The sequence below is a fragment of the Brevibacterium sp. Z349TD_9 genome (assembly GCF_056173565.1).
In genome coordinates this window covers 3,361,754-3,383,424 of record NZ_CM149680.1, presented here as the reverse complement: position 1 = coordinate 3,383,424, position 21,671 = coordinate 3,361,754, and the positions used below count along the sequence as shown (strand labels likewise).

At 69.3% G+C, this 21,671-nt stretch carries 18 protein-coding genes; 13 read left to right on the top strand and 5 right to left on the bottom strand.

Translation table 11 applies throughout. The features are described 5' to 3' along the window. Positions 1 to 237: 237 nt before the first annotated feature. On the top strand, positions 238 to 933 hold the full coding sequence (locus AC0VYB_RS15690; RefSeq protein WP_009381043.1) for an alpha/beta hydrolase: 696 nt from the start codon (positions 238 to 240) through the stop codon (positions 931 to 933). Positions 934 to 1,126: 193 nt separating this feature from the next. Here AC0VYB_RS15690 and AC0VYB_RS15685 read toward each other — a convergent pair whose 3' ends face one another. From AC0VYB_RS15685 to AC0VYB_RS15675, 3 genes are all read right to left on the bottom strand, one after another. Next, positions 1,127 to 1,930, bottom strand: coding sequence for a DNA alkylation repair protein (locus AC0VYB_RS15685; protein ID WP_475384829.1), 804 nt, complete (start codon positions 1,928 to 1,930; stop codon positions 1,127 to 1,129). A 359-nt stretch (positions 1,931 to 2,289) separates the two neighbouring features. Further along, on the bottom strand, positions 2,290 to 3,711 hold the full coding sequence (argG, locus tag AC0VYB_RS15680) for an argininosuccinate synthase (RefSeq protein ID WP_475384828.1): 1,422 nt from the start codon (positions 3,709 to 3,711) through the stop codon (positions 2,290 to 2,292). Positions 3,712 to 3,967: 256 nt separating this feature from the next. Then, the gene (locus AC0VYB_RS15675) at positions 3,968 to 5,497 is read right to left on the bottom strand and encodes an APC family permease (protein ID WP_475384827.1); all 1,530 of its coding nucleotides are present in this window, start codon (positions 5,495 to 5,497) and stop codon (positions 3,968 to 3,970) included. 185 nt (positions 5,498 to 5,682) lie between these two features. On the opposite strand from AC0VYB_RS15675, the gene AC0VYB_RS15670 reads away from it, so the two are divergent. From AC0VYB_RS15670 to AC0VYB_RS15635, 8 genes are all read left to right on the top strand, one after another. Beyond that, entirely contained in the window at positions 5,683 to 6,750 is a 1,068-nt protein-coding gene (locus tag AC0VYB_RS15670) for a lysostaphin resistance A-like protein (protein ID WP_475384826.1), read from the top strand. Between the two features lie 152 nt (positions 6,751 to 6,902). Next, positions 6,903 to 7,409, top strand: coding sequence for a DoxX family protein (locus tag AC0VYB_RS15665; protein WP_475384825.1), 507 nt, complete (start codon positions 6,903 to 6,905; stop codon positions 7,407 to 7,409). Between the two features lie 174 nt (positions 7,410 to 7,583). Continuing rightward, on the top strand, positions 7,584 to 8,453 hold the full coding sequence (locus AC0VYB_RS15660; protein WP_475384824.1) for a siderophore-interacting protein: 870 nt from the start codon (positions 7,584 to 7,586) through the stop codon (positions 8,451 to 8,453). Continuing rightward, a complete protein-coding gene (locus AC0VYB_RS15655; protein WP_475384823.1) occupies positions 8,450 to 9,085 on the top strand; it encodes a GrpB family protein in 636 nt (211 codons plus the stop codon). The genes AC0VYB_RS15660 and AC0VYB_RS15655 overlap by 4 nt, the downstream gene beginning before the upstream one ends. Positions 9,086 to 9,293: 208 nt before the next feature. Further along, complete coding sequence (locus tag AC0VYB_RS15650; RefSeq protein ID WP_095376353.1) at positions 9,294 to 9,860, top strand: isochorismatase family protein; 567 nt, start codon at positions 9,294 to 9,296, stop codon at positions 9,858 to 9,860. 158 nt (positions 9,861 to 10,018) lie between these two features. Further along, a complete protein-coding gene (locus tag AC0VYB_RS15645; RefSeq protein WP_259820203.1) occupies positions 10,019 to 12,310 on the top strand; it encodes an MMPL family transporter in 2,292 nt (763 codons plus the stop codon). A 128-nt stretch (positions 12,311 to 12,438) separates the two neighbouring features. Beyond that, a complete protein-coding gene (locus AC0VYB_RS15640) occupies positions 12,439 to 13,632 on the top strand; it encodes a sensor histidine kinase (protein WP_259820204.1) in 1,194 nt (397 codons plus the stop codon). Continuing rightward, positions 13,629 to 14,249: a response regulator gene (locus AC0VYB_RS15635; protein ID WP_095376350.1), complete on the top strand. Its 621-nt coding sequence runs from the start codon at positions 13,629 to 13,631 to the stop codon at positions 14,247 to 14,249. Before AC0VYB_RS15640 ends, AC0VYB_RS15635 begins: the two co-directional genes overlap by 4 nt. A 124-nt stretch (positions 14,250 to 14,373) precedes the next feature. Here AC0VYB_RS15635 and AC0VYB_RS15630 read toward each other — a convergent pair whose 3' ends face one another. Together AC0VYB_RS15630 and AC0VYB_RS15625 are read right to left on the bottom strand one after the other, a co-directional pair. Next, the gene (locus AC0VYB_RS15630) at positions 14,374 to 15,009 is read right to left on the bottom strand and encodes a DJ-1/PfpI family protein (RefSeq protein ID WP_259820205.1); all 636 of its coding nucleotides are present in this window, start codon (positions 15,007 to 15,009) and stop codon (positions 14,374 to 14,376) included. An 88-nt stretch (positions 15,010 to 15,097) separates the two neighbouring features. After that, on the bottom strand, positions 15,098 to 15,691 hold the full coding sequence (locus tag AC0VYB_RS15625) for an SRPBCC family protein (protein WP_119296895.1): 594 nt from the start codon (positions 15,689 to 15,691) through the stop codon (positions 15,098 to 15,100). Positions 15,692 to 15,897: 206 nt separating this feature from the next. Between AC0VYB_RS15625 and AC0VYB_RS15620 the strand changes: the two genes are divergently transcribed. The 4 genes from AC0VYB_RS15620 (at position 15,898) to gap (ending at position 21,633) form a co-directional block, all read left to right on the top strand. Continuing rightward, on the top strand, positions 15,898 to 17,109 hold the full coding sequence (locus tag AC0VYB_RS15620; protein WP_119296894.1) for a cation:proton antiporter: 1,212 nt from the start codon (positions 15,898 to 15,900) through the stop codon (positions 17,107 to 17,109). A 226-nt stretch (positions 17,110 to 17,335) separates the two neighbouring features. Continuing rightward, positions 17,336 to 19,249, top strand: a complete 1,914-nt coding sequence (locus AC0VYB_RS15615) for a serine hydrolase domain-containing protein (RefSeq protein ID WP_475384822.1) — start codon at positions 17,336 to 17,338, stop codon at positions 19,247 to 19,249. A 194-nt stretch (positions 19,250 to 19,443) separates the two neighbouring features. Further along, positions 19,444 to 20,472 carry a GlxA family transcriptional regulator gene (locus AC0VYB_RS15610; RefSeq protein ID WP_259820209.1) on the top strand — a complete coding sequence of 343 codons (1,029 nt, stop codon included), beginning with the start codon at positions 19,444 to 19,446 and terminating at the stop codon, positions 20,470 to 20,472. 165 nt (positions 20,473 to 20,637) lie between these two features. Next, positions 20,638 to 21,633, top strand: a complete 996-nt coding sequence (gap, locus tag AC0VYB_RS15605) for a type I glyceraldehyde-3-phosphate dehydrogenase (RefSeq protein WP_259820215.1) — start codon at positions 20,638 to 20,640, stop codon at positions 21,631 to 21,633. Positions 21,634 to 21,671 lie beyond the last annotated feature (38 nt).

The window sequence follows — 21,671 nt, the reverse complement described above, 5'->3', positions numbered from 1 at the left end:
TGTGTGGGCACACACCACCCTAGCGAGATATTTGTCATGTCAAAAGAGGATTCACGGAATAATTTGTCACGATATGAATCCCCTCGGCATTGAGACGCGATAGGTCACCCCGTTCACAGGGAATTCCCCGGTGGGAGGTGCAAGCGCCGTTGTATTCTCACGATGGGCACCCGCCCTGCACCCCCGTTGAACCAAGGAAGGTTCCGAAGGAAGCTTCCGTGAAACCGAGGAGTACCGATGTCAGATAAGCCGAGTGTTGTCCTGGTCCACGGATTCTGGGGAGGTGCAGCCCACTGGGCCGACGTCATCGTCGAGCTCAACAAGCGCGGTTACACCGACCTGCATGCGGTGGAGAATCCTCTCACCTCTCTCGCCGACGACGCCGAACGCACCCGCAAGATGGTCGCCCAGATCGATGGCCCGGTCGTCCTCGTGGGCCACTCGTACGGTGGAGCCGTCATCACGGAGATGGGCGATCAGCCCAATGTACTCGGCCTCGTCTACATCGCCGCCTTCGCGCCCGATGCCGGTGAGAGCCCGGGCGGGATCACGCAGGAGATGCCTCCCGAGGCGGCACCCAACCTCGAGCCCGACTCCGACGGCTACCTCTGGGTCAAGCAGGACAAGTTCCACGAGAGCTTCTGCCAGGACCTCGGTGACGAGCAGGCCCTCGTCATGGCCGTCACGCAGAAGGCCCCGCTCGGCTCCACCTTCGAAGACGCAGTCACTGACCCGGCGTGGAAGGCGAAGCCGACCTGGTATCAGGTCTCGACGCAGGACCGGATGATCGCGCCCGACAACGAGCGTCGGATGGCCGAGCGGATGCAGCCGCAGAAGACGATCGAGCTCGACGCGAGCCATGCCTCGCTCGCCTCGCAGCCGAAGGCCGTCGCCGACCTCATCGACGAGGCTGCGGCCGCCGTCACCGCCTGACGCGCTCGCCGCTCGGTGCGGCGGCCGGGCGGCCGTCCACGCGCGGCCGCCTGCCCGGCGCCCGTCTGCCCAGCGCCCGCTAACCCAGCGCCCCGGAGGCGGATCCGGTTCGATATCGCGTCGCGTTTCGAACCAGATCAGCCTCCGGGGCTGTGCTGTCGGGGCGATGTGTCGTCGAAGGTGCGGGGTGCTGCTAAGCGTGCGACGAGCGTCCACTCTGGTGTGCCGAGCGGATCGCGGTCTGCTGATCGGGCGACAGCGGTCTGAGCGCCTCCCGGACCGTCACACCTGAGGCGCGGTGCGCCCGCGGCAGCAGCCACTCGAAGATGAGGTCAGGCCGCTTCTTCGCGGTGTCGCGCAGGACCCAGCCGATCGCCTTGCGAATGAAGAACTCACGCTCCTCGAGCATCGCGTCGGCGAAGCGCGAGAAGCGCTCGAAGTCACCGGCCCCGACGCGCAGTGGCCGCAGGTGGGCCAACAGAGCCGCCCGCCGCACCCAGAAGTCCTCATCGACCGCCCATCTCTCGAGCACTTGATCGAACTGGCCGCTCGCATCGGCGAGAGGACCGGCGAGATCGCCGGCGAGAGGATCCACGAGGGCCCAGGTTCCGGCCTCCCGGATGAAGGCTTCAATGAGATCGGCATCCGCGCCGCTGAGGTGGCCCTTCCCCCGAATGAGCACCATGACCGCCGCCGATCGCCGTTCGTAGATCGGGACCGAGCGCAGTTGCCGCACAGCCGCCGACGGGCGTTCGCCGACCGGTCCGGACCACAGCTCCGTGGCCAGACCGACGACCGCATCGTGGTCGAACTCGGCCGACCGCATCGCGTCCGTGACCACGGCGCGGGTGTCGGGAACGCTCACCCCGTAGTGCGTGAGCGCGCTCTTGAGGTACGCCTTCTCCTTCTCGGCGCGAGTGGGATCCGCGCGGGCACGGAGTTCGGCGTCGATCACCTCGGCGAGGGTTCGGGAATCGGTCACACCTTCCGTGGTCATGGCTTCAGTCTGCATGAGGACAGCGTCCGCGAGGAGGATCGGGTTCGACAAACACGGAGATTTCGAACCCGATCCTCCTCGCGGGCGCGATCACGGAGCGGGCGAACGAATAGCCGGTGCCATCACGGGAGGGGAGCACACGCACCCGACCGATCAGCGCGGATAAGCGGACAAGCCGATCGGCGCAGATAAGCAGACAAGCGGAGGACCCGCCTCGAAATCCGATACCCATTCGAGGGGGTCCTCCGTGTGAGCGTCGTCCGGCAGCAACACCGGTGCCAGGCGACGCCGACGGTCCTCCCACCACAGGCGCAGTCCGTGCCCACGGTCGGCGGACCGCAGATTCTGTGCCGGCGCCCTCAGTCGGTGCCGGTGTCGAACGCGGCCGAGAGGCCCGACCGGTCGGTCGCGGCGTCGACGTCGACGTCGGTGCTCGCGATCTCCTCGGCGCCACCGGCCTCGAGCGATCCGACGAGCTCCGAGGTCGGGCCCGAGACGATGCCCATCGCCGCATACTGCTCGAGGCGGGCACGGGAGTCGGCGATGTCGAGGTTGCGCATCGTCATCTGGCCGATCCGATCCTCCGGGCCGAAGGCGGCGTCGCCGACGCGCTCCATCGACAGCTTCTCCGGGTGGTAGGAGAGGTTGGGGCCCTCGGTGTTGACGATCGTGTAGTCGTCACCGCGGCGCAGGCGCAGCGTCACCTCGCCCGTGATCGCCGAGGCGACCCACCGCTGCATGGATTCGCGGAGCATGAGCGACTGCGGGTCGAGCCACCGTCCCTCGTACATCCGCCGCCCCAGCCGGCGTCCCTCTTCGTGGTAGAGGGCGATCGTGTCCTCGTTGTGGATGGCGTTGAGGAGGCGCTCGTACGTGATGTGGAGCAGAGCCATGCCCGGGGCCTCGTAGATGCCGCGGGACTTCGCCTCGATGATCCGGTTCTCGATCTGGTCGGAGACGCCGAGCCCGTGCCGGCCGCCGATCTCGTTGGCCTTGTAGACGAGTGCCACCGGATCGTCGAAGACCTCGCCGTTGATCGCGATCGGGCGGCCGGCCTCGAAGCGGACGGTGACCTCCTCGGTCTCGACCTCGACGTCGTCGCGCCACGCGGGCACGCCCATGATCGGTTCGACGATGTCGAGACCGGCGTCGAGGAACTCGAGGCTCTTCGCCTCATGCGTCGCACCCCAGATGTTCGCATCCGTGGAATACGCCTTCTCCGCGGAATCGCGGTACGGGTAGCCGTGGGCGACAAGCCATTCGCTCATCTCCTGTCGACCGCCGAGCTCCTCGACGAACGCCGAGTCGAGCCACGGCTTGTAGATCCGCAGCTTCGGGTTGGCCATGAGCCCGTAGCGGTAGAAGCGCTCGATGTCGTTGCCCTTGTAGGTCGAACCGTCGCCCCAGATGTCGACGCCGTCCTCCTTCATCGCGCGCACTAACATCGTGCCCGTCACCGCCCGACCCAGCGGGGTCGTGTTGAAGTAGGTCTTCCCGCCCGAACGGACGTTGAACGCCCCGCACTGGAGGGCGACGAAGCCCTCTTCGACGAGGAGTCTCTTGGCATCGACGAAGCGCGCGATCTCGGCGCCGTACTCCTTGGCCCGAGCGGTCACGCCCTCGAGGTCGGGTTCGTCGTACTGGCCGATGTCCGCGGTGTACGTGCACGGAATCGCGCCCTTGTGACGCATCCACGCGACCGCGCAGGACGTGTCGAGGCCGCCGGAGAAGGCGATCCCGACGTGCTCACCGATGGGCAGGGAGGAGAGAACTTTCGACATGCCCCTCACTGTAGCCCTCCCGAGGGGCCTGTGTCGAATTGTTATGCAGAGGAATGAATTTTTATGTGGAGGCGCCGAGGTGGTCCGCCTGGGTGGTTCGCCGAGGTGGTCCGCCGTGCCGTGTCCGGCCGGCCCTGCGACGGCGGCACAACCGCTCGGTTTCGATCCGCACGGTACGGATCGATCCATGCCATGCGGATCGAAACCGAGCGGTTGCGGCGGTGCGCCCGCGCCGCGTCCCCGCCCCGCTGGGAGGTCAGTCGCGGCGGTGGGCGCGGATCGCCTCGGCGACGGCGATGGCATCACCCTCCGGCGCATCCGACTTCCGGTCGGGACGCGCGATGAAGAGGTAGAGGAACCCGACGGCGAGGACGACGACGAGACCGATGAGGACGACGTAGTCGGCGAAGAACGCCCCCGACTCGCCGGGCCGGGCGAGCAGGATCATCGCGAAGATCCCGTACGCGAGCGCGAGGACGTTGACGACGATTCCCCACGCTCCCAGCGACCACGGACCCGCCGGCTTCCACCCCTTGGCGCGCTGGCGCAGGGAGGCGAGGACGACCATCTGGAAGCTCAGGTAGATGCCGAGGATCGCGAACGAGGTGACCGCGACGAGGATGCCGTCGTTGAACCAGATGAGCACGCAGATGAGCGCGGGCGCGGTGCACGCGACGATGAGGGCGTTGCGGGGGACCTTCGTGCCCTCGGCGACTCGGGACAGCCACCGGTGGCCGGGCATCATCCCGTCGCGGGCGAAGCTGAAGATCAGGCGCGAGGCGGCGGCCTGGAGGCTGAGCACGCACGAGATGAACGCGAGGATCGCGATGAGGAGGAAGAGCTTCGCACCGACCGGTCCGAGGCTGCCTTCGAGGATCGAGGGGATCGGGTCGACGACCTCACCTGCAACGATCTCATCGAGGTTGGGGGCCGCGAGGACGTACCCGCCGAAGGAGAAGAGGGCGGAGACCGCACCGACGACGATCGTCATGATCATCGCTTTGGGAATGCCGCGGGCGGGGTTGGAGACCTCCTCGGCGACGTCGCCGCAGGCCTCGAACCCGTAGAAGAGGAAGAGCCCGGCCACGGCAGCACCCATGAACGCGGCGAGGTAGCTGCCGTCTCCGGCCACACCCATCGCATCGAAGAACACGGAGAACGGGTGCTTGCGCTCGAAGATGAGGAGGAAGAGGCCGAGCCCGATGACGCCGATGAGCTCGGCGAAGAGGCCGATGCGCGCGATCCTGGCCAGCCACTTCGTGCCGCTGAAGTTGATCGCCAGCGCGAGGACGAGGAGTGCGAGCGCGAGGACGAGGGTGACGTTGCGGGTGAGTTTGAAGTCGAAGAGGCTCGCGACGAAGCCCGCCCCGAACTCCGCCACCGAGGTGATGGTGACGATCATCGCGCAGATGTAGACCCATGCTGCCATCCACGCGTACCGCTTGCCCCACAGCCGCCGCGCCCACGGGTAGATCCCGCCGGCGATGGGGAACTGGGAGACGACCTCGCCGAAGACGAGGGCGACGAGCATCTGACCTGCGGCGACGATGACGATCCACCAGATCGACGGTGGGCCGCCGGCCGCGAGGGCGACCGCGAGCAGTGAGTAGACGCCGACGAGCGGGGAGAGGTAGGTGAACCCGAGCGCGAAGTTCGCCCACACGCTCATCGACCGCTCGAAGGAGTCGCTGTAGCCGAGGACGGAGAGATGATCTCCGTCGGAGAGGTGGGCTCCCGACCGTGGGGACTGTGGCGGGCGAGGGGTCTGCGGGGACTGTTCTGTCATTTCGGCACCTTTGCGCGAATCACTGTGGGACCCGCTCATCGTAGCCGACCGGGGAGCTGACCAGGGGCGCGGCTTCGCCTGCGCGTCGGAGGCCTCGGTCATCCGCGCGGGGGAGGACGTCGCCGACGCTCCGCCGTACATTGGAGGCAGAGGTCAGCGAGACGTCACGATGCGAGGAGGATCCGATGAGCGCCCCCGACCCTGCCGCTGAGCGTCCCGTCCCCACGGGGGAATCCACCCCCGCCGAGGCGGTGCCCGGCTCGCGCCTGTCCGCGGAGTCTGCGCCCCCGATCGTGCCCACCCGCGTCCCATGGGTCGAGGTCGGCGTGTTCCTCGTCGTCACCGTCGGTCTCGGCTGGCTCGTCTGCCTGCCGCTGTGGCTCTCGGGCAAGGGACTGAGCGACCTCACGTTCGTCCAGCTCACCGGCCAAGCGCTCATGTTCACTCCGCTGCTCGGCACCATCGCAGCGCTCATCGTCCAACGAAGGCGGGCCCGCGAACCGCTCGCGAGCATTCCCCGCCGCCTCGGCCTCTGGCCCCTCTATCCGGTCGGACGGGTGCTCGGAGGGACCGGCCTGGCGGTACTCGCCACCTACCTCCTCGTCCTTGCGACCTATCTCCTCGCCGGCGCGTTCGGCTGGATGCGACTCGACCTCGTCGGACTCTCCGGATTCTCCGCCCAGCAGCAGGCACTGCCCGGACTCGAGGAGCTCCCGCTGGGCGCAGCGGTGGCCGTCTTCCTCGTCATCGTCGTCGTCAACACCGGGGCGACCGCGCTCTTCGCCTTCGGAGAGGAGGTCGGCTGGCGCGGATGGCTGCTCACCTCGCTGCGGCCGCTCGGCACGTGGCCGGCGTTGCTCCTCATCGGTCTCGTGTGGGGGCTGTGGCACGCGCCGCTCATCCTCCTCGGCTACAACTTCGGCCGTCCCGACCTCACGGGCCTCGCCTTCATGGTCGGCGGCTGCATAGCCATGAGCGTCCTCTTCGGGTGGCTGCGCCTGCGCACCGGGTCCCTGTGGCCGGCCGTCTTCGCCCACGCCGCTCTCAACGCCTCGTCGGGGATGCTGCTCGCTCTCGTCCTCAGCGCCGACTCCCCGACTCCGGACATGGCTCTCGTCACCGTCCTCGGCGTCTCCGGGTGGCTCGTCTCCGCCGTCGTCGTCCTCGTCCTCGTCCTCACCGGGCAGTTCCGGCGGCAGCCGGAGGTCGACGTCAAGCCGCCTCGTCGGAACTCGGCACCCGCCGAGGAATGAATCCGCAGGTCGGCGCGCCTACGAGATTTCCCCGCCAGAGCATTGAGCTCAGTCATTCCTTCCTATAGGTTCAAGCCCCGAACGACCTCGTCGCCGAGGCGGTCGGCACCACCTCGGCGGACACCTCGAACCACCCGACGAAGGAGACGCTCATGGCACTGGGATCATCGCTGCTGCGCACCGTGGGACGCATGGCGACCGCACCGATCTTCATCATCGGCGGCTACGGCGCGCTGACCAAGCCCGGCGGGCGCGTGCAGATGGCCGCGCCGACGCTGGAGAAGATCCGGGAGTACGTGCCGGTGCTCCCCGACGATGACGAACTCCTCGTCCGGATCAATGGCGGCATCCAGCTCGCCGCGGGAACCACCCTGCTGCTCGGCATCAAGCCGCGACTCTCTGCGCTCGCCCTCGCCGGTTCGCTCATCCCGACGACCCTTGCCGGCCACGCGTTCTGGGAGGACGAGGAGCCGGAGGCCTCGGCGCAGAAGATGCAGTTCGCGAAGAACCTCGCCGCCCTCGGCGGACTCCTCGTCATAGTCGGCACCGAGGACACGCGCCACGCCATTGCGAAGGCCGCGGACAAGGCGGCCCGGAAGGCGGAGAAGCGCGGGTTCCGCGAAGGCAAGGACGCTGTCCGAGACGCCCAGCGCAGCTGATCGGGCCGGGGTCGTCCCGATACCGCCGCGATCGCGGGTCCTGCCCTCTCGCCGAGGCGTCCCCTCGCCGAGGCGGACGAACGTCCGTGATCAGTCCCCGAAGCCTCCCGCGGCACAGGGTGGGCGGAGTAGCCTTGTCTGTACCGGATCGAACCGAGCCGACAGGAGCTGACCATGGTCACCTGGCCGCGCGGCATCAGGCGCCTGAGGCACCGCACCGACCGCGAGGTCGTCGTCACTCGAGTCGAGGACTTCAGCGATCGCTACCGGCGCATCCACTTCACCGGTGACGACCTCCTGCACGATCTCACCGACGTCTATCCCACGGCGTGGGTGCGACTGTGGGTTCCCGAGTCTCCGGCCGGTGTCGACGACAGGGCCGGCGATGGGTCCGCGAAGGCAGGTAACGGCGATGCTGCGACCACCGACCACCCGGGTGCCGCACGCGGATCCGGCCGTGTCAGCCGCCGCGACTACACGTTCGTCGACGTCGACATCCGATCCGGGTCGTTCGCCCTCGACCTCGTACTCCCGCACCACCGCACTGCGGGCGAGGCCGTCTTCGGCCCGGCGACGCAGTGGGCACTGGCAGCGCAGCCGGGAACGGTGATCGACGCCTGCGTCACCCCGGACCGCCTCGATCTGCCGAGGGATACGAAGCGCCTCATCCTCCTCGGCGACCTCAGCACCGTGCCGGCGGTGAACTCATGGCTGTCATGGATTCCCGATGAGGTCGAGGCCACGGCGATCATCGAGGACGACGGTGACACGGACGGCATCCCGCAGCGGCAGCGGGCGAACGCGACCTGGACGTGGGTGCGCAGCACCGGATCCCGCGGTCAGGCGCTCGTCGACCATGTGCGCGGCCTCGGGCTCGGCCCCGCGGGTCTCTACGTCTGGGTCGCGGGGGAGCGGGGGCTCGTCTCTGCGGTCCGCCACGGCCTGCGTCGCGAGCTGCCGCTCGACCGGCGGCGGCACTTCTCCCAGGCCTACTGGTCAGACAGACGGTCAGCTCACGTCCCGGCCGGTGAGTCGACGGAATGACAGCCGCCGATCCGACCTTCGTCCATCCTGCTGACATCGTCGTCTTCAACGACATCGACGACCCCGACCTGTGGGTCAAGCCCAGCCCCCGGGCCGAGATCGCCGTCGTCGACCACGACCCGGCATGGGCCGCCCAGTACGAGGCGCTGGCCGTCGCGATCAGAGGTGCGCTCGGGAAGGGAGTCCTCGCGCTCCAGCACATCGGGTCGACCTCGGTGCCGGGTCTGGTCGCGAAACCCGTCATCGACATCGACCTCGTCGTCGCCGACCCCCGTGACGAGGACGCCTACCGGCCGGCGCTCGCCGAGGCGGGCTACGACCTCGTCATCCGCGAACCCGGCTGGTACGAGCACCGGGCCTTCCGCCACCAGGACCCCGACGGCACCCAGCAACTGCCCCTGAGCAACCTCCACGTCTTCGGCCCCCACTGCCCGGAGGTCGCCCGGCACCGCGTCTTCCGTGAGTGGCTGACGGCGAACCCGGAGGATCGGGAACGCTACGTCGAAGCCAAACGCCTCGCCGCAGCGGCGTCGAACGCGAACGCGGAATCGGTGATGGAATACAACGTCCGCAAACAGGCCGTCATCCACGAGATCTATCGGCGAGCCTTCGCCGCCGCCGGGTGGATCTGAGGCTGCCCCGTCCCGATCGGGGCGCCCGCGTCGCAGCGCGGAGCGCCGAGGAGTCGCCCGTCCCTGACCCGCCCCGCCGCAGCGCGGAGCGCCGAGGAGTTCCCCGACCCTGACCCGCCCCGCCGAGGCTGCAAACACTGACCGTTTCTGTCGAGGCTGCCGACCACGACCCCTGCCATCGTCGGTCCGGAGCGACTACGCTCGTTGGATGGCGAAGGCACTTCTCATCGTGGACGTCCAGAACGACTTCACCGAGGGCGGAGCGCTCGCGGTGACCGGCGGCGATGCCGTCGCGACCGGGATCTCCGACTACCTCGGCGAGCATGCCGGGGACTACGACGCGATCATCGCGTCCGCCGACTGGCATGACGGGGAGAACGACAATGGCGGGCACTTCGCGGCGGACCCCGACTTCGTCGACTCGTGGCCGGTCCACTGCGTCGCCGACACCGACGGTGCGGCCTTCGACCCGCTGCTGACGACGAGCCCGATCACCCACACGGTGCGCAAGGGTCAGGGGGTGCCCGCCTACTCCGCGTTCGAAGGGGCGACGGAGACGGGGGACCGCCTCGGCGATCTCCTGCAGAGGCTCGACGTCGCCGAGGTGGACGTCGTCGGCATCGCCACCGACCACTGCGTGCGCGCCACCGTCCTCGACGGTCTCAGCGAGGGCCTTCGCGTGCGCGTCCTCACCGACCTCATCGCCGGCGTCGGCGCCGATTCGAGTGCTCAGGCGCTCACCGAGATGAAGTCCGCCGGCGCCGTCATCGACTGACCTCGGCTCGGTCGGCGCCCCGCGGCCGGCATCGCCTCGGACGCTTCTCAGCAGGCTGAAGCACCTCGTATCCCCGGCGAATCCCCATCGAAAGTTGCAGACGAAGTCTCAACCGACAGGCGATGTGCCCGGTGCCCCTGCCCTGATGAGCTGGAGGCATGAAGAATCTGCTCACTCGCACCGGCACGGTCCTCGTGTCGAAACGCGGCGCCTGGCTCGTCCTCGCCGCCCTCGTCCTCCTCGTCACCGTCCTCTTCGGCCTCCTCTCCGGAGCCGGTGAGGACCGTCCCACGCAGTCCGCCCCGCCGGACTCCGAATCCGCGCGCGCCGAGGCGGTCCTCGATCAGTTCCCCGGCGCGAACGAGCAGTCGGTCATGGTCGTCGCCTCCCGCCCCGGCGGCGGGACGATGAGCGCCGCGGACCGGGACGCGCTCGGCGAGCTGGGGTCCCGCCTCGGCGAGGACGGTGAAGCGGTCGGCGGTCCGATCGTCAGCGACGACGGTGAGGCGGCCCTGCTCATGGTGCCGATCACCGTCGGGCAGACGAACACGGAGACGGCCGAGACGGTCGGCGAGCTGCGGAGGACGATCGCCGCGGATCCCGGTGCGCAGGCGCTCGAGGACACGGGACTGGAGCTGCTCGTCACCGGTGGGCCGGCGATCGGCGCGGACATCGCCTCAGCCTTCGACGGCGCGGACTTCACCCTGCTCATCGTCACGATCGCCATCGTCGCGCTCCTCCTCATCGTCACCTACCGCTCGCCCATCCTCTGGCTGCTGCCGCTCATCGTCATCGGCACCGCCGACGGGCTCGCCGGGCGCGTGACCGCGGCGATCGGCGACGGTCTCGATCTGCAGTTCGACGCCGGCATCATCAGCGTGCTCGTCTTCGGGGCCGGCGCGAACTACGCCCTCCTCCTCATCTCCCGCTACCGCGAGGAGCTCACCCGGCACCCGGATCATCGGTTCGCACTCGCCACGGCATGGCGGCACACGGTGACGACGATCCTCGCATCGAACCTCACCGTCGTCCTCGCACTGCTCAGCCTCGTCCTCGCCGTCATCCCCGGCACCCGCGGACTCGGCATCACCGCTGCCGCCGGCCTCGTCATCGCCGCCGGCGCGGTCCTCCTCGCCCTCCCGCCCGTCCTCGCGATCTGCGGCAGGCGCGTGTTCTGGCCCTTCGTCCCGCGTCCCGCCGACGATGCCGACCCCGCCGAGGCGGCTGACGGAGCCGCTGCCGACCGCGGTGCCGCTGCCTCCCGCGCCTCAGCCGAGGGTGCGACCACGCCGACGTTCTGGCGGGCCATCGCCACCCGGGTAGTCGCCCGCCCGGGGATCCACCTCGGTGTCGGCATCGCCCTCCTCGCGGTCATGGCTGCCGGCTTCATCGGCACGACCGTCGGTCTCGACCAGTCGGAGAAGTTCAGGGTGCAGTCGGAGTCCGCCCAGGGACTCGACGTCCTCGGCGAGCACTTCCCGCCCGGGGAATCCCAGCCGATCTGGATCGTCGCCGACGCGGGCGAGGCCGACGAGGTCGTCGACGCGGTCTCGGGCATCGACGGGGTCGTCCGTGCCGGGACCGTCGACGAGGCGACGGTCGAGGGATACCGGATCGCGAAGATCATGGTCACCGGCGAGTACGAACCCGACAGCCCGGAGGGACTCGCCCTCGTCGAGACGATCCGCTCTCAGGTCCACGCGGTCGACGGCGCGCACGCCGAGGTCGGAGGGGCCGCGGCGACCGAGCTCGACGCCCGTGACGGCAACGCCCGGGACTTCGCGACGATCGCTCCGCTCATCCTCGCCATCAGCTTCCTCGTCCTCCTCGCGATCCTCCGGGCACCGCTGGTCGCCCTCACCCTCCTCGTCGTCAACGTCGCCTCGACGGCGGCGGCGATCGGCCTCGGGTCGGCGCTGAGCAGGGTCCTCTTCGGGCAGGCGGCGATCGACGCGCAGGTGCCGATCCTCGCGTTCCTCTTCCTCGTCGCCCTCGGCATCGACTATTCGATCTTCCTCTCCCACCGGGCGAAGAAGGAGTCGGCGCTCCACGGGTCGAGGCAGGGCATCATCGAAGCCCTCGCCCACACCGGCGGGGTGATCACGAGTGCGGGCATCGTCCTCGCCGGGGTCTTCGCCGCCCTCGGTATGCTCCCGCTCATGGTGCTCGGCCAACTCGGGCTCATCGTCGGCGTCGGCGTCCTCGTCGACACGGTCCTCGTCCGCACCGTCATCGTGCCCGCGATCATCGCGCTCGCCGGTCCCCGGATCTGGTGGCCGGACCGGGCGATCACCGAGTTCGCGCCGGATGCGGGGACGGGAACCCGCGGCGAGGACAGCACCACCGCCCAGCCGGTATCGCGCGCGAACGTCGGCCTCGCGGTCGGTGCCGACGTCGCAGTCGAGGAAGGTTCCGCCCGCACCGGCGGTCCGATCGGGTATGCCCGGTGACAGTCGGGACCCAACCGGGGCGGTCCGCGGCCGCAGCAGAAGACGCGCGGACGCCTGCGGATGCAGGTTCGGCCGCCGCGGCGGTCCGCCCCGACGACTATCCTGACGGTGGGGGAGAAGGAGGAGCAGTGGGCCCACACAAGTGGACGGCGCGGACGATGGAGATCGGTCAGCACGCGATCGCTGTCGTCCTCACCGTGATCTCGAGCCTCCGGGCGATCACTGCGGGAGCCCCGGTTCTCGCAGTGGTTGCGGTCAGTCTCGTCCTCCTCGCCTGGTACGGGTTCGGCGCGGTGCGGGCCGCCCGCAGCGGCTCGGTCGACCTCGCCCGATGGTGGCTGCTCGTCCTCGCCGCGATCTGGCTGCTCATGCTCGTCGTCTCCGCCGAATTCATCTGGGTCGCGTTCCTCCTCTGGCTGCTCGCCGGTCACCTCTTCTCCCTGCCCATCGCCGTCGTCTTCACCGCCGTGACCTACCTCGCGACCGTCGCGGCACCGCTCATCCACCACGGAAGCGTGAGCACTCCCGCGGTCATCGGCTCCCTCATCGGCGCGGTCTTCGCCCTCGGGCTCTCCCGCGGATACATCGAACTCCTCCGGGAGGGACGCCGCCGCGAGGAGCTGCTCCAGTCGCTGGAGGCCGCCCACCGCAGCCTCCTCGACGTCCAGGACGAACTCGCCCTCACCCAGCGTCATGCGGGAGAGATCGAGGAGCGGACCCGGGTGTCTCGGGACATCCACGACACCGTCGCCCAGGAGATCTCCTCGATCCGCCTCATCGCCCACGCCGAGGCGGATCACACGACAGACGCCCATGCCGCGCAGGTGCTGCGACAGGTCGAGGATCTCGCCGCCCAGGGGTCGCGAGATGTCCGTCGGATCATCGCCGCACTCGCCCCGGCCGAACTCGAGGATGCCGCCCTGCCCGCGGCCATCGGCCGCCTGCTCAGCAGGCTCGAGTCCGATACGACGATCCTGGCGGACCTCACCGTCGATGAGTCGTGGCCGGCCCTGCCCGCCGAGGCGGAGGTCGCCCTCCTGCGGACCGCGCAGTCGGCGCTCGCCAACGTCCGTCAGCATGCGCAGGCCACACGCGTGCGTGTGAGCCTGAGCGATCTCGGCGATTCGATCAGAATGGACATCGTCGACGACGGCGTCGGCTTGGCCGACCCACAGACTCGGACGCGGAAGACCGACTCGGGGTTCGGTCTCGACTTCATCGCCTCGCGGATGCGTGAACTCGGGGGCGAGCTCGACATCGAGACCGCCCCGGGAGCGGGCTTCGCGATCTCGGCGACGCTTCCGCGAGGAGGGCGCAGATGACGATCAGGGTCATCCTCGTCGACGACCATCCTGTGGTCCGGGCCGGGCTTCGCGCGGTCATCGACGCTCCCGAGCACATCGAGGTCGTCGGAGAAGCCGGCAGCGGGGAAGAGGCGCTCACCCTCTCCGCGCGGCTGAGCCCTGACGTCGTCGTGTGCGACCTGCGTCTGGGTGAGGGCATGGACGGGATCGCGACGACCACGGCTCTGCGGAACATGCCGAAGCCACCCGCGGTGCTCATCCTCACGACCTTCGACCATGATGCGGAGATCGTCGCAGCCTTGAGCGCCGGCGCGGCGGGCTACCTCCTCAAGGACATCGAACCGGCGGAGATCTCCGTGGCGATCGAGCGCGCGGCCCGGGGCGAGACCTACCTTCCGCCGGAGATCAGCGCGAAGGCGATCGCGCAGATGCGCAATCCCGGTCCGCAGCTCACCCGCCGGGAACGTGAGGTCGTCGCCCTGCTCGCCACCGGGGCCTCGAATGCGCAGATCGCGCAGGAGCTCTTCGTCACCGAAGCGACCGTCAAGAGTCACCTTGTCAACGTCTTCGCCAAGCTCGGCGTCGATTCGCGAGCGCGGGCGATCCGGGTCGCGGAGGACCTCGGTCTCGTGTGACGCAGTCCGTGGGGGCAGGTTGCTCGGGCGTTCGGCCCGTGGCGGCATCCCGGCCGAAGCTGCGCCCGCAGGTGGCACGCACCTCGTCCCAACTACGGTCTGTCATGCCGCCGCGCCCCATGGTCTACCTCCCGAGCCCGTAGTGCTCGGCGAAGGGATCCCAGTCCGGATCGCTGTGGACCTCGAGTTCGACGGTGCGGGCAGCCGTGGTCGCCGCCTCCTCACCGACCAGGCGGGCGACGAGCGCGGCAGTCATGTCCATGCCCGCCGCCACGCCCGACGACGTCCACCGGTCCCGGTCCTCGACCCAGCGGGCGTGCGGCACCCATTCGACGTCCGTCCCCTGCGCCGATGCCCAAGCGAAGGCCCGCTTGTTCGACGTCGCCCGGTACCCCTCGAGCAGCCCGGCCGCTGCGAGCACCGCCGAACCGGTGCACACCGAGGTGACAACGGGGGCCCGCGACGCCCACGCGGCGATGAGGTCGAGGAAGTCGTGGTCGTCGACGAGTTCTCGCGTTCCGCCTCCGCCGGGCACGAGAACGATGTCGGGAACCGACCCCGATGCCAGGGAGTCGGACAGGGAGTCGGTGGCGACCACCTCGGCGCCCTGACTGCTCCGGACCGGTCCCGGGCTCGCCGCGAGGTAGGTGATGGCGAAGCCGTCGGGGACGACGCTGAGCAGTTCGACGGGACCGAAGACGTCGAGGAGTTCGAAGCCCTCGAAGAGGACGATGCCCACGGTGCGCGGTGACGGACTCATGGGCTCATCGTAGAGCCCGGTGGTGACACGAGATCGTCAACGTCGCGTGCCCTGGCCCGCAGGATCCGCCGACGAATGCCCTCGTCGCTCAGCGACCCGTGCGGTCGAGGAGCCGATCGAAGGTCTCGCACAGCGGCCAGAACTGCTCCCACGGCAGCGGCGTGCCCGCCAGCGACGCTTCGAAGAAGCTCAGGTGGGTGAGCCAGCCCGTCGCGTAGGAGTCGATGAGGTCGCCCAGGCCCAGGTGACGCAGAGTGAGCACGCTCGCAGGCTCTTCGTCGCCGCCGTCGGCTGACCGCCCGGAGGTGGACGTGCCGTCGGCTGACGGTCCGGAGGCGGACGTGCCGTCGGCCGACGGGCCCTCCACGCCCTCTCCGCTGAGATCGCCGGCGGCGACCGCCACGGAGATCCGGCTCGTCGGCTCGTCCGGGAACGACCACGTCAGCTCTGCGGAGTGGCCGTCGATCGCAAGGACCTCCGACCGGCACAGGTAGCTGTCGGCATGGTCGACGATGATCTCACCGCCGAGGCGGCTGTCGAAGGTCAGCGGTCGCCCGAGCCACTCGCTGAGAGCGTCGACGTCCTGCAGATGCGCCCACACGGCGTCGGCGCCGGCCGGCAGTCGCCAGCCGATCGTGAGGCAGTCGGCCGAGCGGTCGGGGTCGATCTGGATCACCGGCATCGTGTGTCACTCCTCGCATCGGGTGGAGGGGTCCCCGTGCCACGGGACCCTGTGCCCACGAGACTAGCCGACCTTCCGGCGCGGCCGGCAGAGCCTGAAGGGGCGGCCGGCAGAGCCTGACGGGGTGGACGGCGACCCGATCACATTCGCGTCACCGTTCCGCGGCGAACGGTCCGCAGCCCGATCCGGCTTGTACCCTGAGCGCTATGGACACCGCAGAAGAGTTCGCACCGCTGGTCCTCATGGTCGCCGTCGTCTGCGTCTCACCGCTGCTGGCCAGGCTCACACGCGGATGGGTGCCCGACACGGTGTGGCTCCTCCTCGGCGGTCTCCTCATCGGTCCCTCCGTGCTCGGACTCGCCCACCCGTCCGAGAGCCTCGGCCTCCTCTCGGAGATCGGACTCGGCCTCCTCTTCCTCCTCGCGGGCTTCGAGATCGACCCGCAGGCGATGAAGTCGCGACAGGGCAGGCTCTCGTGGCTGGTCTGGGCTGTGAGCTTCGCGCTCGCCGTCGGCTTCTCCGCACTCTTCGCCGGGGATCTCGGATTCTTCGGCTGGGCGGCCATCGGCCTGGCCCTCACCTCGACTGCCCTGGGCACGCTCCTGCCGATCCTCACCAGCGCGGGGGTCCTGCGCACCCCCGTGGGAGCGGGCACGATGGTCCACGGCGCCGTCGGCGAGCTCGGCCCCGTGCTCGCCATGGCCCTCCTCCTCTCGGGACGCAGCTTCTCCCTCAGCGCCCTCATCCTCGTCGCCTTCGTCGTCATCATGGCACTCACCGTCGTCATCCCCCTCCACCTCGGCAGCCGCATCCCCTCCCTGCAGCGGGCGATGATCGACGGCGCCAGCGGCACCTCCCAACTCGTGCTGCGCACGATCATGCTCGTCCTCATCGCCCTGATGTTCCTCTCGGCCCTCCTCGACCTCGACGTCGTCCTCGGTGCGTTCATGGCCGGCATGCTCGTCAAGCGGATCGCCCCCGCCGAGGCGGTCGAACGTCTCGAGGTCGGCCTCCAGACACTGGGGTTCTCCTTCTTCATCCCCGTCTTCTTCGTCTATTCGGGGATGGGCATCGCCCTGGCCGCCGTCGCCGAACAGCCCCTCACCCTCCTCTGGTTCTTCACAGCGATCCTGCTGCTCAGAGGTCTGCCGCTCATGCTCGGTGAGCGCTTCCTCCGCATCACCCCCGGCGTCAGCGGTCTCAGGGAGCAGGCGCAGGTGGGCCTCTACGGGGCCACGGGACTGCCGATCATCGTCGCCGTGACCTCCCTGGCTGAGAGCTCCGGTCTGCTGACCGCCGACATCGGGTCCCTCCTCGTCCTCGCCGGCGCGTGCACCGTCCTCGTCTTCCCGGCTCTCGCTGCGGTCCTCCGGTCCACCAGGGCGCCGTCGGAGACGAGCCTCGACGAGACGCGGTGAACGGGGAGACACGGGCGAGGGCGCGTGAGCGCTGCGGCGAACCGTCCGCGACGCGGGTCTGAACTTCTCGTGTCGGATGGTTGTAAGTTAAATAACTGATAGGTAACTGCCGCGCGTGTCCTTCCTGGTGACAGCGTTCCGTCTCAGTCGGTGAGGCCGTGGGATTCGCGATCTGAGGCTCCGGAGGCTGTTGCCGTCCATGTCCGGGAGGTAGGCTCGGCGGTGCATGAGACCACAGACGGAGGCAGAGATGGCGGATATGAAGAAGGTACTCCACAGCCTGACTCATAACCCCGCCACCCGACGCATCGGGGCGCTGTCGGGCAACACCAAGGGCATCGACGGCGACGAGAAGTCCGATGCCGAGCGCACGCAGGCCACCGACGCCTCGGCGGGCGAAGGCACGGACCGCGGAGGCAGCGGCGATCGCGGCGGCCAGGGCTCGGACGGCACGGACCGTTCGCACGGCACGGGCCGCCTCGGCGAGGATCCCACCGGCGATGACGCGGCAGGCTCCGGTTCCGGTGCGGCGGGACCCGGCGGACCCGGGAAGCGGCCGCTGCCGCACGTCGGCGAACTCACCTCGGCGAGCGAAGAGGCGATCGTCGACCCGTCCGAGGCGATCCTCGAGAGCATCGACCTCGACTCCTGGAAGTGGCCGGAGTACTTCGCCTTCGCGCTCACCCGGATGGAGGAGATCTTCCCCAGCGCCGGGATCCCGCGCGGCATCGGCTCCGTGTGCGAGTACATCTCGCAGGACAACGACTTCCGGTCGCTGACGATCGATGCGAAGAAGTGGACCGCGGCAGACGACGAAGGCTGGACGACCGTCGGCGACGTCCTCGCCAACACCTTCACCGACGCCTGGCTCGTCACCCGCGGCGGGGTCGCGATCGCCGAGGAGTACGCGTGGCCGATGAAGCCGGCCCGGCGCCACATGCTCTTCTCCGTGAGCAAGTCGATCGTCTCGATCGTCGTCGGCGCGCTCGCCGATGCTGGACTGCTCCGCGTCGACGACCTCGTCACCACCCACGTTCCCGCGCTCGGCAAGAGCGGCTATGCCGGGGCCACGATCCGCGACCTCCTCGATATGCGCTCGGGCGCGAAGTTCTCCGAGGAGTACCTCGAGGACGGCTCGGAGATCCGCAGGCTCTTCGAGGCCGTCGACTTCGCACCCCGGACGCCCACCTCGGCGCTCGGGATCAAGGACTTCCTCACCGGGCTGACGAGCGAACGCGAACACGGGTCCTCCTTCGTCTACCGCAGCTGTGAGACCGACGTGCTCGCCTGGGTGTGCGAGAACGTCGTCGGACGCCCGTTCGCTGTCGTCGCCAGCGAATTCGTGTGGTCGCGCATCGGCGCCGCCCACGCGGCGCAGGTCTGTCAGGACCGATGGGGCGGCTCGATCGCCGACGGCGCCATCAGCACGACCCTGCGCGACCTCGGTCGCTTCGGCGAGATGATCGCCCGCGGCGGGGTCAACGCCGACGGCACCCGCGTCGTCTCCGAGGCCTGGGTCGACGACATCTTCGCAGGCGGTCCTGACTCGGCGCAGGTCTTCGCCGATTCCGCCTCCGGCCAGTCGTATCCCGGCGGGATGTACCGGAGCCAGTTCTGGGTGCCCTCGGCCAGTCGGGACGTCGTCATCGGCATCGGCATCCACGGGCAGATGCTCTACATCGACCGTGCCACGCAGACCGTGGGCGTCAAGCTCTCCTCCGATCCGGAACCCGTGTCCCTGGCCGCCCAGCACGGCACCCTGGCGATGTTCGAAGCCATCACCGAGGCTGTCCCCGCCGAGGTGGTCCCCCCGACCCCATCGGCGCTGCCCGAGAAGGCGGTGACCCCCGGGCCGCTCACCGGCGCCGCCGAGGCGCGGACCGGGACCGTCGGCGCCCCCGGCGCTGCGGGAGCCGGTGTCGCCGGCGCACCGGCCGGTGGAGAGACGGGGAATCCTGCCGGAACCGCGGGGTCGAATCCCGCGATGGGTGCAGGAGCGACCCCTCCGGCAGGGGCAGGGTCGGGAGCCGCCGCACCCGTCGGACTCCACGCCGGGACCGTGGGCAGCGGTCTCGTCGCAGGCGGGGGAATCGGCGTGGCGACCCTGCCGGGAATCGTCCCCGGAAGCTACGCGTACTGACTGCGCGCACGGGCGGAGGCGACCGCAGCCAAACACGCAGCGACGACGGAGACCGAGTTCGCCCCGGCGCGAGCCGTGGCCTCCGGCCCGACCCCTGCCGGGGTTCCCGGCCCGACCCCTGCCGGGGTTCCCGGCCCGACGCCTGTCGGGGTTACGCCGCCAGGCGCAGGTGAGTGCCTAGACTGGAGGGCACGATGACTGCCGACGCACTGCTGCCCTCAGCACGGCGCACCCCGCGCCCGGAACCTCACCGCATCGCCGTGCTCGCGCTCGCGGGGGTCTCGGCGATCGACCTCGGCGTCCCGGTGCAGGTCTTCGGCGCCGAGTCGAACAGCGTCGGCCAGGTGCCCGGGACGGCGACGACCGCCGGAGGCTGGCCCTACTCGGTGACCGTATGCGGGGTCGAGCCCGGAACGGTCACCGGAGCCGACGGACTCTCCTTCGCCGTCGAATCCGGACTCGAGGCGCTCGCCGAGGCCGACACGATCCTCATCCCCGGGGCCTCCTCGGCGGTCGCGGGGGAGGCCCCAGCCGCGGTCATCGGCGGACTCCTCACCGCCTTCGAGCGGGGCGCACGGATCGCCGCATTGTCGACGGGCACCTTCGTCCTTGCGCGCACGGGACTCCTCGACGGCCGTCGGGCGACGACCCACTGGTCGACGGCGCAGGCGCTCGCCCGCCGCTATCCGACGATCGACGTCGACGAGAACGTCCTCTTCATCGACGAAGGTCAGCTGCTCACCTCGGCGGGGGCCGCCTCGGCGATCGACCTCTGTCTCCATCTCATCCGGCGCGACCACGGCGTGGGCCTGTCCAATCAGGTCGCCCGCCGCCTCGTCGCCGCCGCCTATAGAAGTGCCGGGCAGGCACAGTATGTGCCCCGCAGCGTTCCCGAGCCCCTCGGCGACGTCTTCGCCGACACCCGGCAGTGGGCGCTGCAGCACATCGGGGAGGAGCTCACCCTCGGGCAGCTCGCCGCGAACGCCGGAGTCTCGGTGCGCACATTCTCCCGGCGCTTCGTCGAGGACACCGGGTACACGCCGATGCAGTGGGTGCTCCGCGCCCGCGTCGACCTCGCTCGGGAGCTGCTGGAGAACACCGATCTGGGGATCGAACAGATCGCCGACCAGGTGGGGCTCGGCACCGGGGCGAACCTGCGGATGCACTTCCAGCGCATCCTCTCGATCTCCCCGAACGAGTACCGGCACACGTTCTCGGGATGAGACACAGCTTCTCCTGGTGAGAGCAGGTGTGGCCGGAAACTTTCGCTTTGTGGCAATAAGACTGGCGAGAACCTTTCACAGGTTGTCGTGCTGGCCACTGTTGTCGGGTCGTCGCGCTGGGGATCATGGTGATGTACCGGTTATCAGACCTCCCAAGGAGAGACATTGACCCGCATCGCCATCAACGGATTCGGTCGCATCGGTCGCGCCACCCTGCGCGCGCTCAACGAGCGCAACAGCGAGATCGACGTCGTCGCGATCAACGACCTCGGTGACGTCGAGGAGCTCGCGCGTCTCCTCAAGTACGACACCACCCTCGGACGCTTCCCCGGAACCGTCGAGGCCACCGGCGACAGCATCGTCGTCAACGGCCACTCGATCCGCGTCTTCGCCGAGAAGGACCCGGCACAGCTGCCGTGGGGCGACCTCGACATCGACGTCGTCCTCGAGTCCACCGGTCGCTTCACCAAGGCGGACAAAGCCCGGGCACACATCGACGCCGGAGCGAAGAAGGTCCTCGTCAGCGCCCCCTCGAAGGGTGCGGACGTCACCCTGGCCTACGGTGTCAACACCGATGCCTACACCCCCGAGGCGACGATCATCTCCAATGCCTCGTGCACGACGAACGCGCTCGCCCCGCTCGCGAAGGTCCTCGACGACCTCGCCGGAATCGAGCACGGCTTCATGACCACCGTCCACGCCTACACCGGCGACCAGAACCTCCAGGACGGCCCGCACAAGGATCCGCGTCGGGCGCGCGCTGCGGCGGCGAACATCATCCCGACCTCGACCGGCGCGGCGAAGGCCATCGGACTCGTGCTTCCGGGCCTCGACGGCAAGCTCAGCGGCGACGCGATGCGCGTGCCGGTTCCGGTCGGCTCGATCGTCGAGCTCAACACGACGGTCTCCCGCGACGTCACCCGCGACGAAGTGCTCGCCGCCTACCGCGAGGCCGCCGACGGACCGCTCAACGGCATCCTCGACTACGAGGAGGAGCCCGTGGTCTCGTCCGATATCGTCGGGCAGCCCGCCTCGTCGATCTTCGACGCCGAACTCACCCGCGTCGACGGCCGCAACGTCAAGGTCGTCGCCTGGTACGACAACGAGTGGGGCTTCTCCAACCGAGTCGTCGACAACCTCGAACTCATCGGCCGCAGCTGAGGCCGGCGGTTGAGTTCAGCGGCGCCTGAGCTCGAAGC

Coding starts and splice junctions, on each gene's coding strand:
- AC0VYB_RS15650 (WP_095376353.1), top strand. CDS start 9,294: ATGGCGAAGGCACTTCTCATCGTGGACGTCCAGAACGACTTCACCGAG.
- AC0VYB_RS15665 (WP_475384825.1), top strand. CDS start 6,903: ATGGCACTGGGATCATCGCTGCTGCGCACCGTGGGACGCATGGCGACC.
- AC0VYB_RS15635 (WP_095376350.1), top strand. CDS start 13,629: ATGACGATCAGGGTCATCCTCGTCGACGACCATCCTGTGGTCCGGGCC.
- AC0VYB_RS15690 (WP_009381043.1), top strand. CDS start 238: ATGTCAGATAAGCCGAGTGTTGTCCTGGTCCACGGATTCTGGGGAGGT.
- AC0VYB_RS15610 (WP_259820209.1), top strand. CDS start 19,444: ATGACTGCCGACGCACTGCTGCCCTCAGCACGGCGCACCCCGCGCCCG.
- AC0VYB_RS15615 (WP_475384822.1), top strand. CDS start 17,336: ATGAGACCACAGACGGAGGCAGAGATGGCGGATATGAAGAAGGTACTC.
- AC0VYB_RS15630 (WP_259820205.1), bottom strand. CDS start 15,009: ATGAGTCCGTCACCGCGCACCGTGGGCATCGTCCTCTTCGAGGGCTTC.
- AC0VYB_RS15660 (WP_475384824.1), top strand. CDS start 7,584: ATGGTCACCTGGCCGCGCGGCATCAGGCGCCTGAGGCACCGCACCGAC.
- AC0VYB_RS15625 (WP_119296895.1), bottom strand. CDS start 15,691: ATGCCGGTGATCCAGATCGACCCCGACCGCTCGGCCGACTGCCTCACG.
- AC0VYB_RS15655 (WP_475384823.1), top strand. CDS start 8,450: ATGACAGCCGCCGATCCGACCTTCGTCCATCCTGCTGACATCGTCGTC.
- argG (WP_475384828.1), bottom strand. CDS start 3,711: ATGTCGAAAGTTCTCTCCTCCCTGCCCATCGGTGAGCACGTCGGGATC.
- AC0VYB_RS15645 (WP_259820203.1), top strand. CDS start 10,019: ATGAAGAATCTGCTCACTCGCACCGGCACGGTCCTCGTGTCGAAACGC.
- AC0VYB_RS15670 (WP_475384826.1), top strand. CDS start 5,683: ATGAGCGCCCCCGACCCTGCCGCTGAGCGTCCCGTCCCCACGGGGGAA.
- AC0VYB_RS15620 (WP_119296894.1), top strand. CDS start 15,898: ATGGACACCGCAGAAGAGTTCGCACCGCTGGTCCTCATGGTCGCCGTC.
- AC0VYB_RS15675 (WP_475384827.1), bottom strand. CDS start 5,497: ATGACAGAACAGTCCCCGCAGACCCCTCGCCCGCCACAGTCCCCACGG.
- AC0VYB_RS15685 (WP_475384829.1), bottom strand. CDS start 1,930: ATGACCACGGAAGGTGTGACCGATTCCCGAACCCTCGCCGAGGTGATC.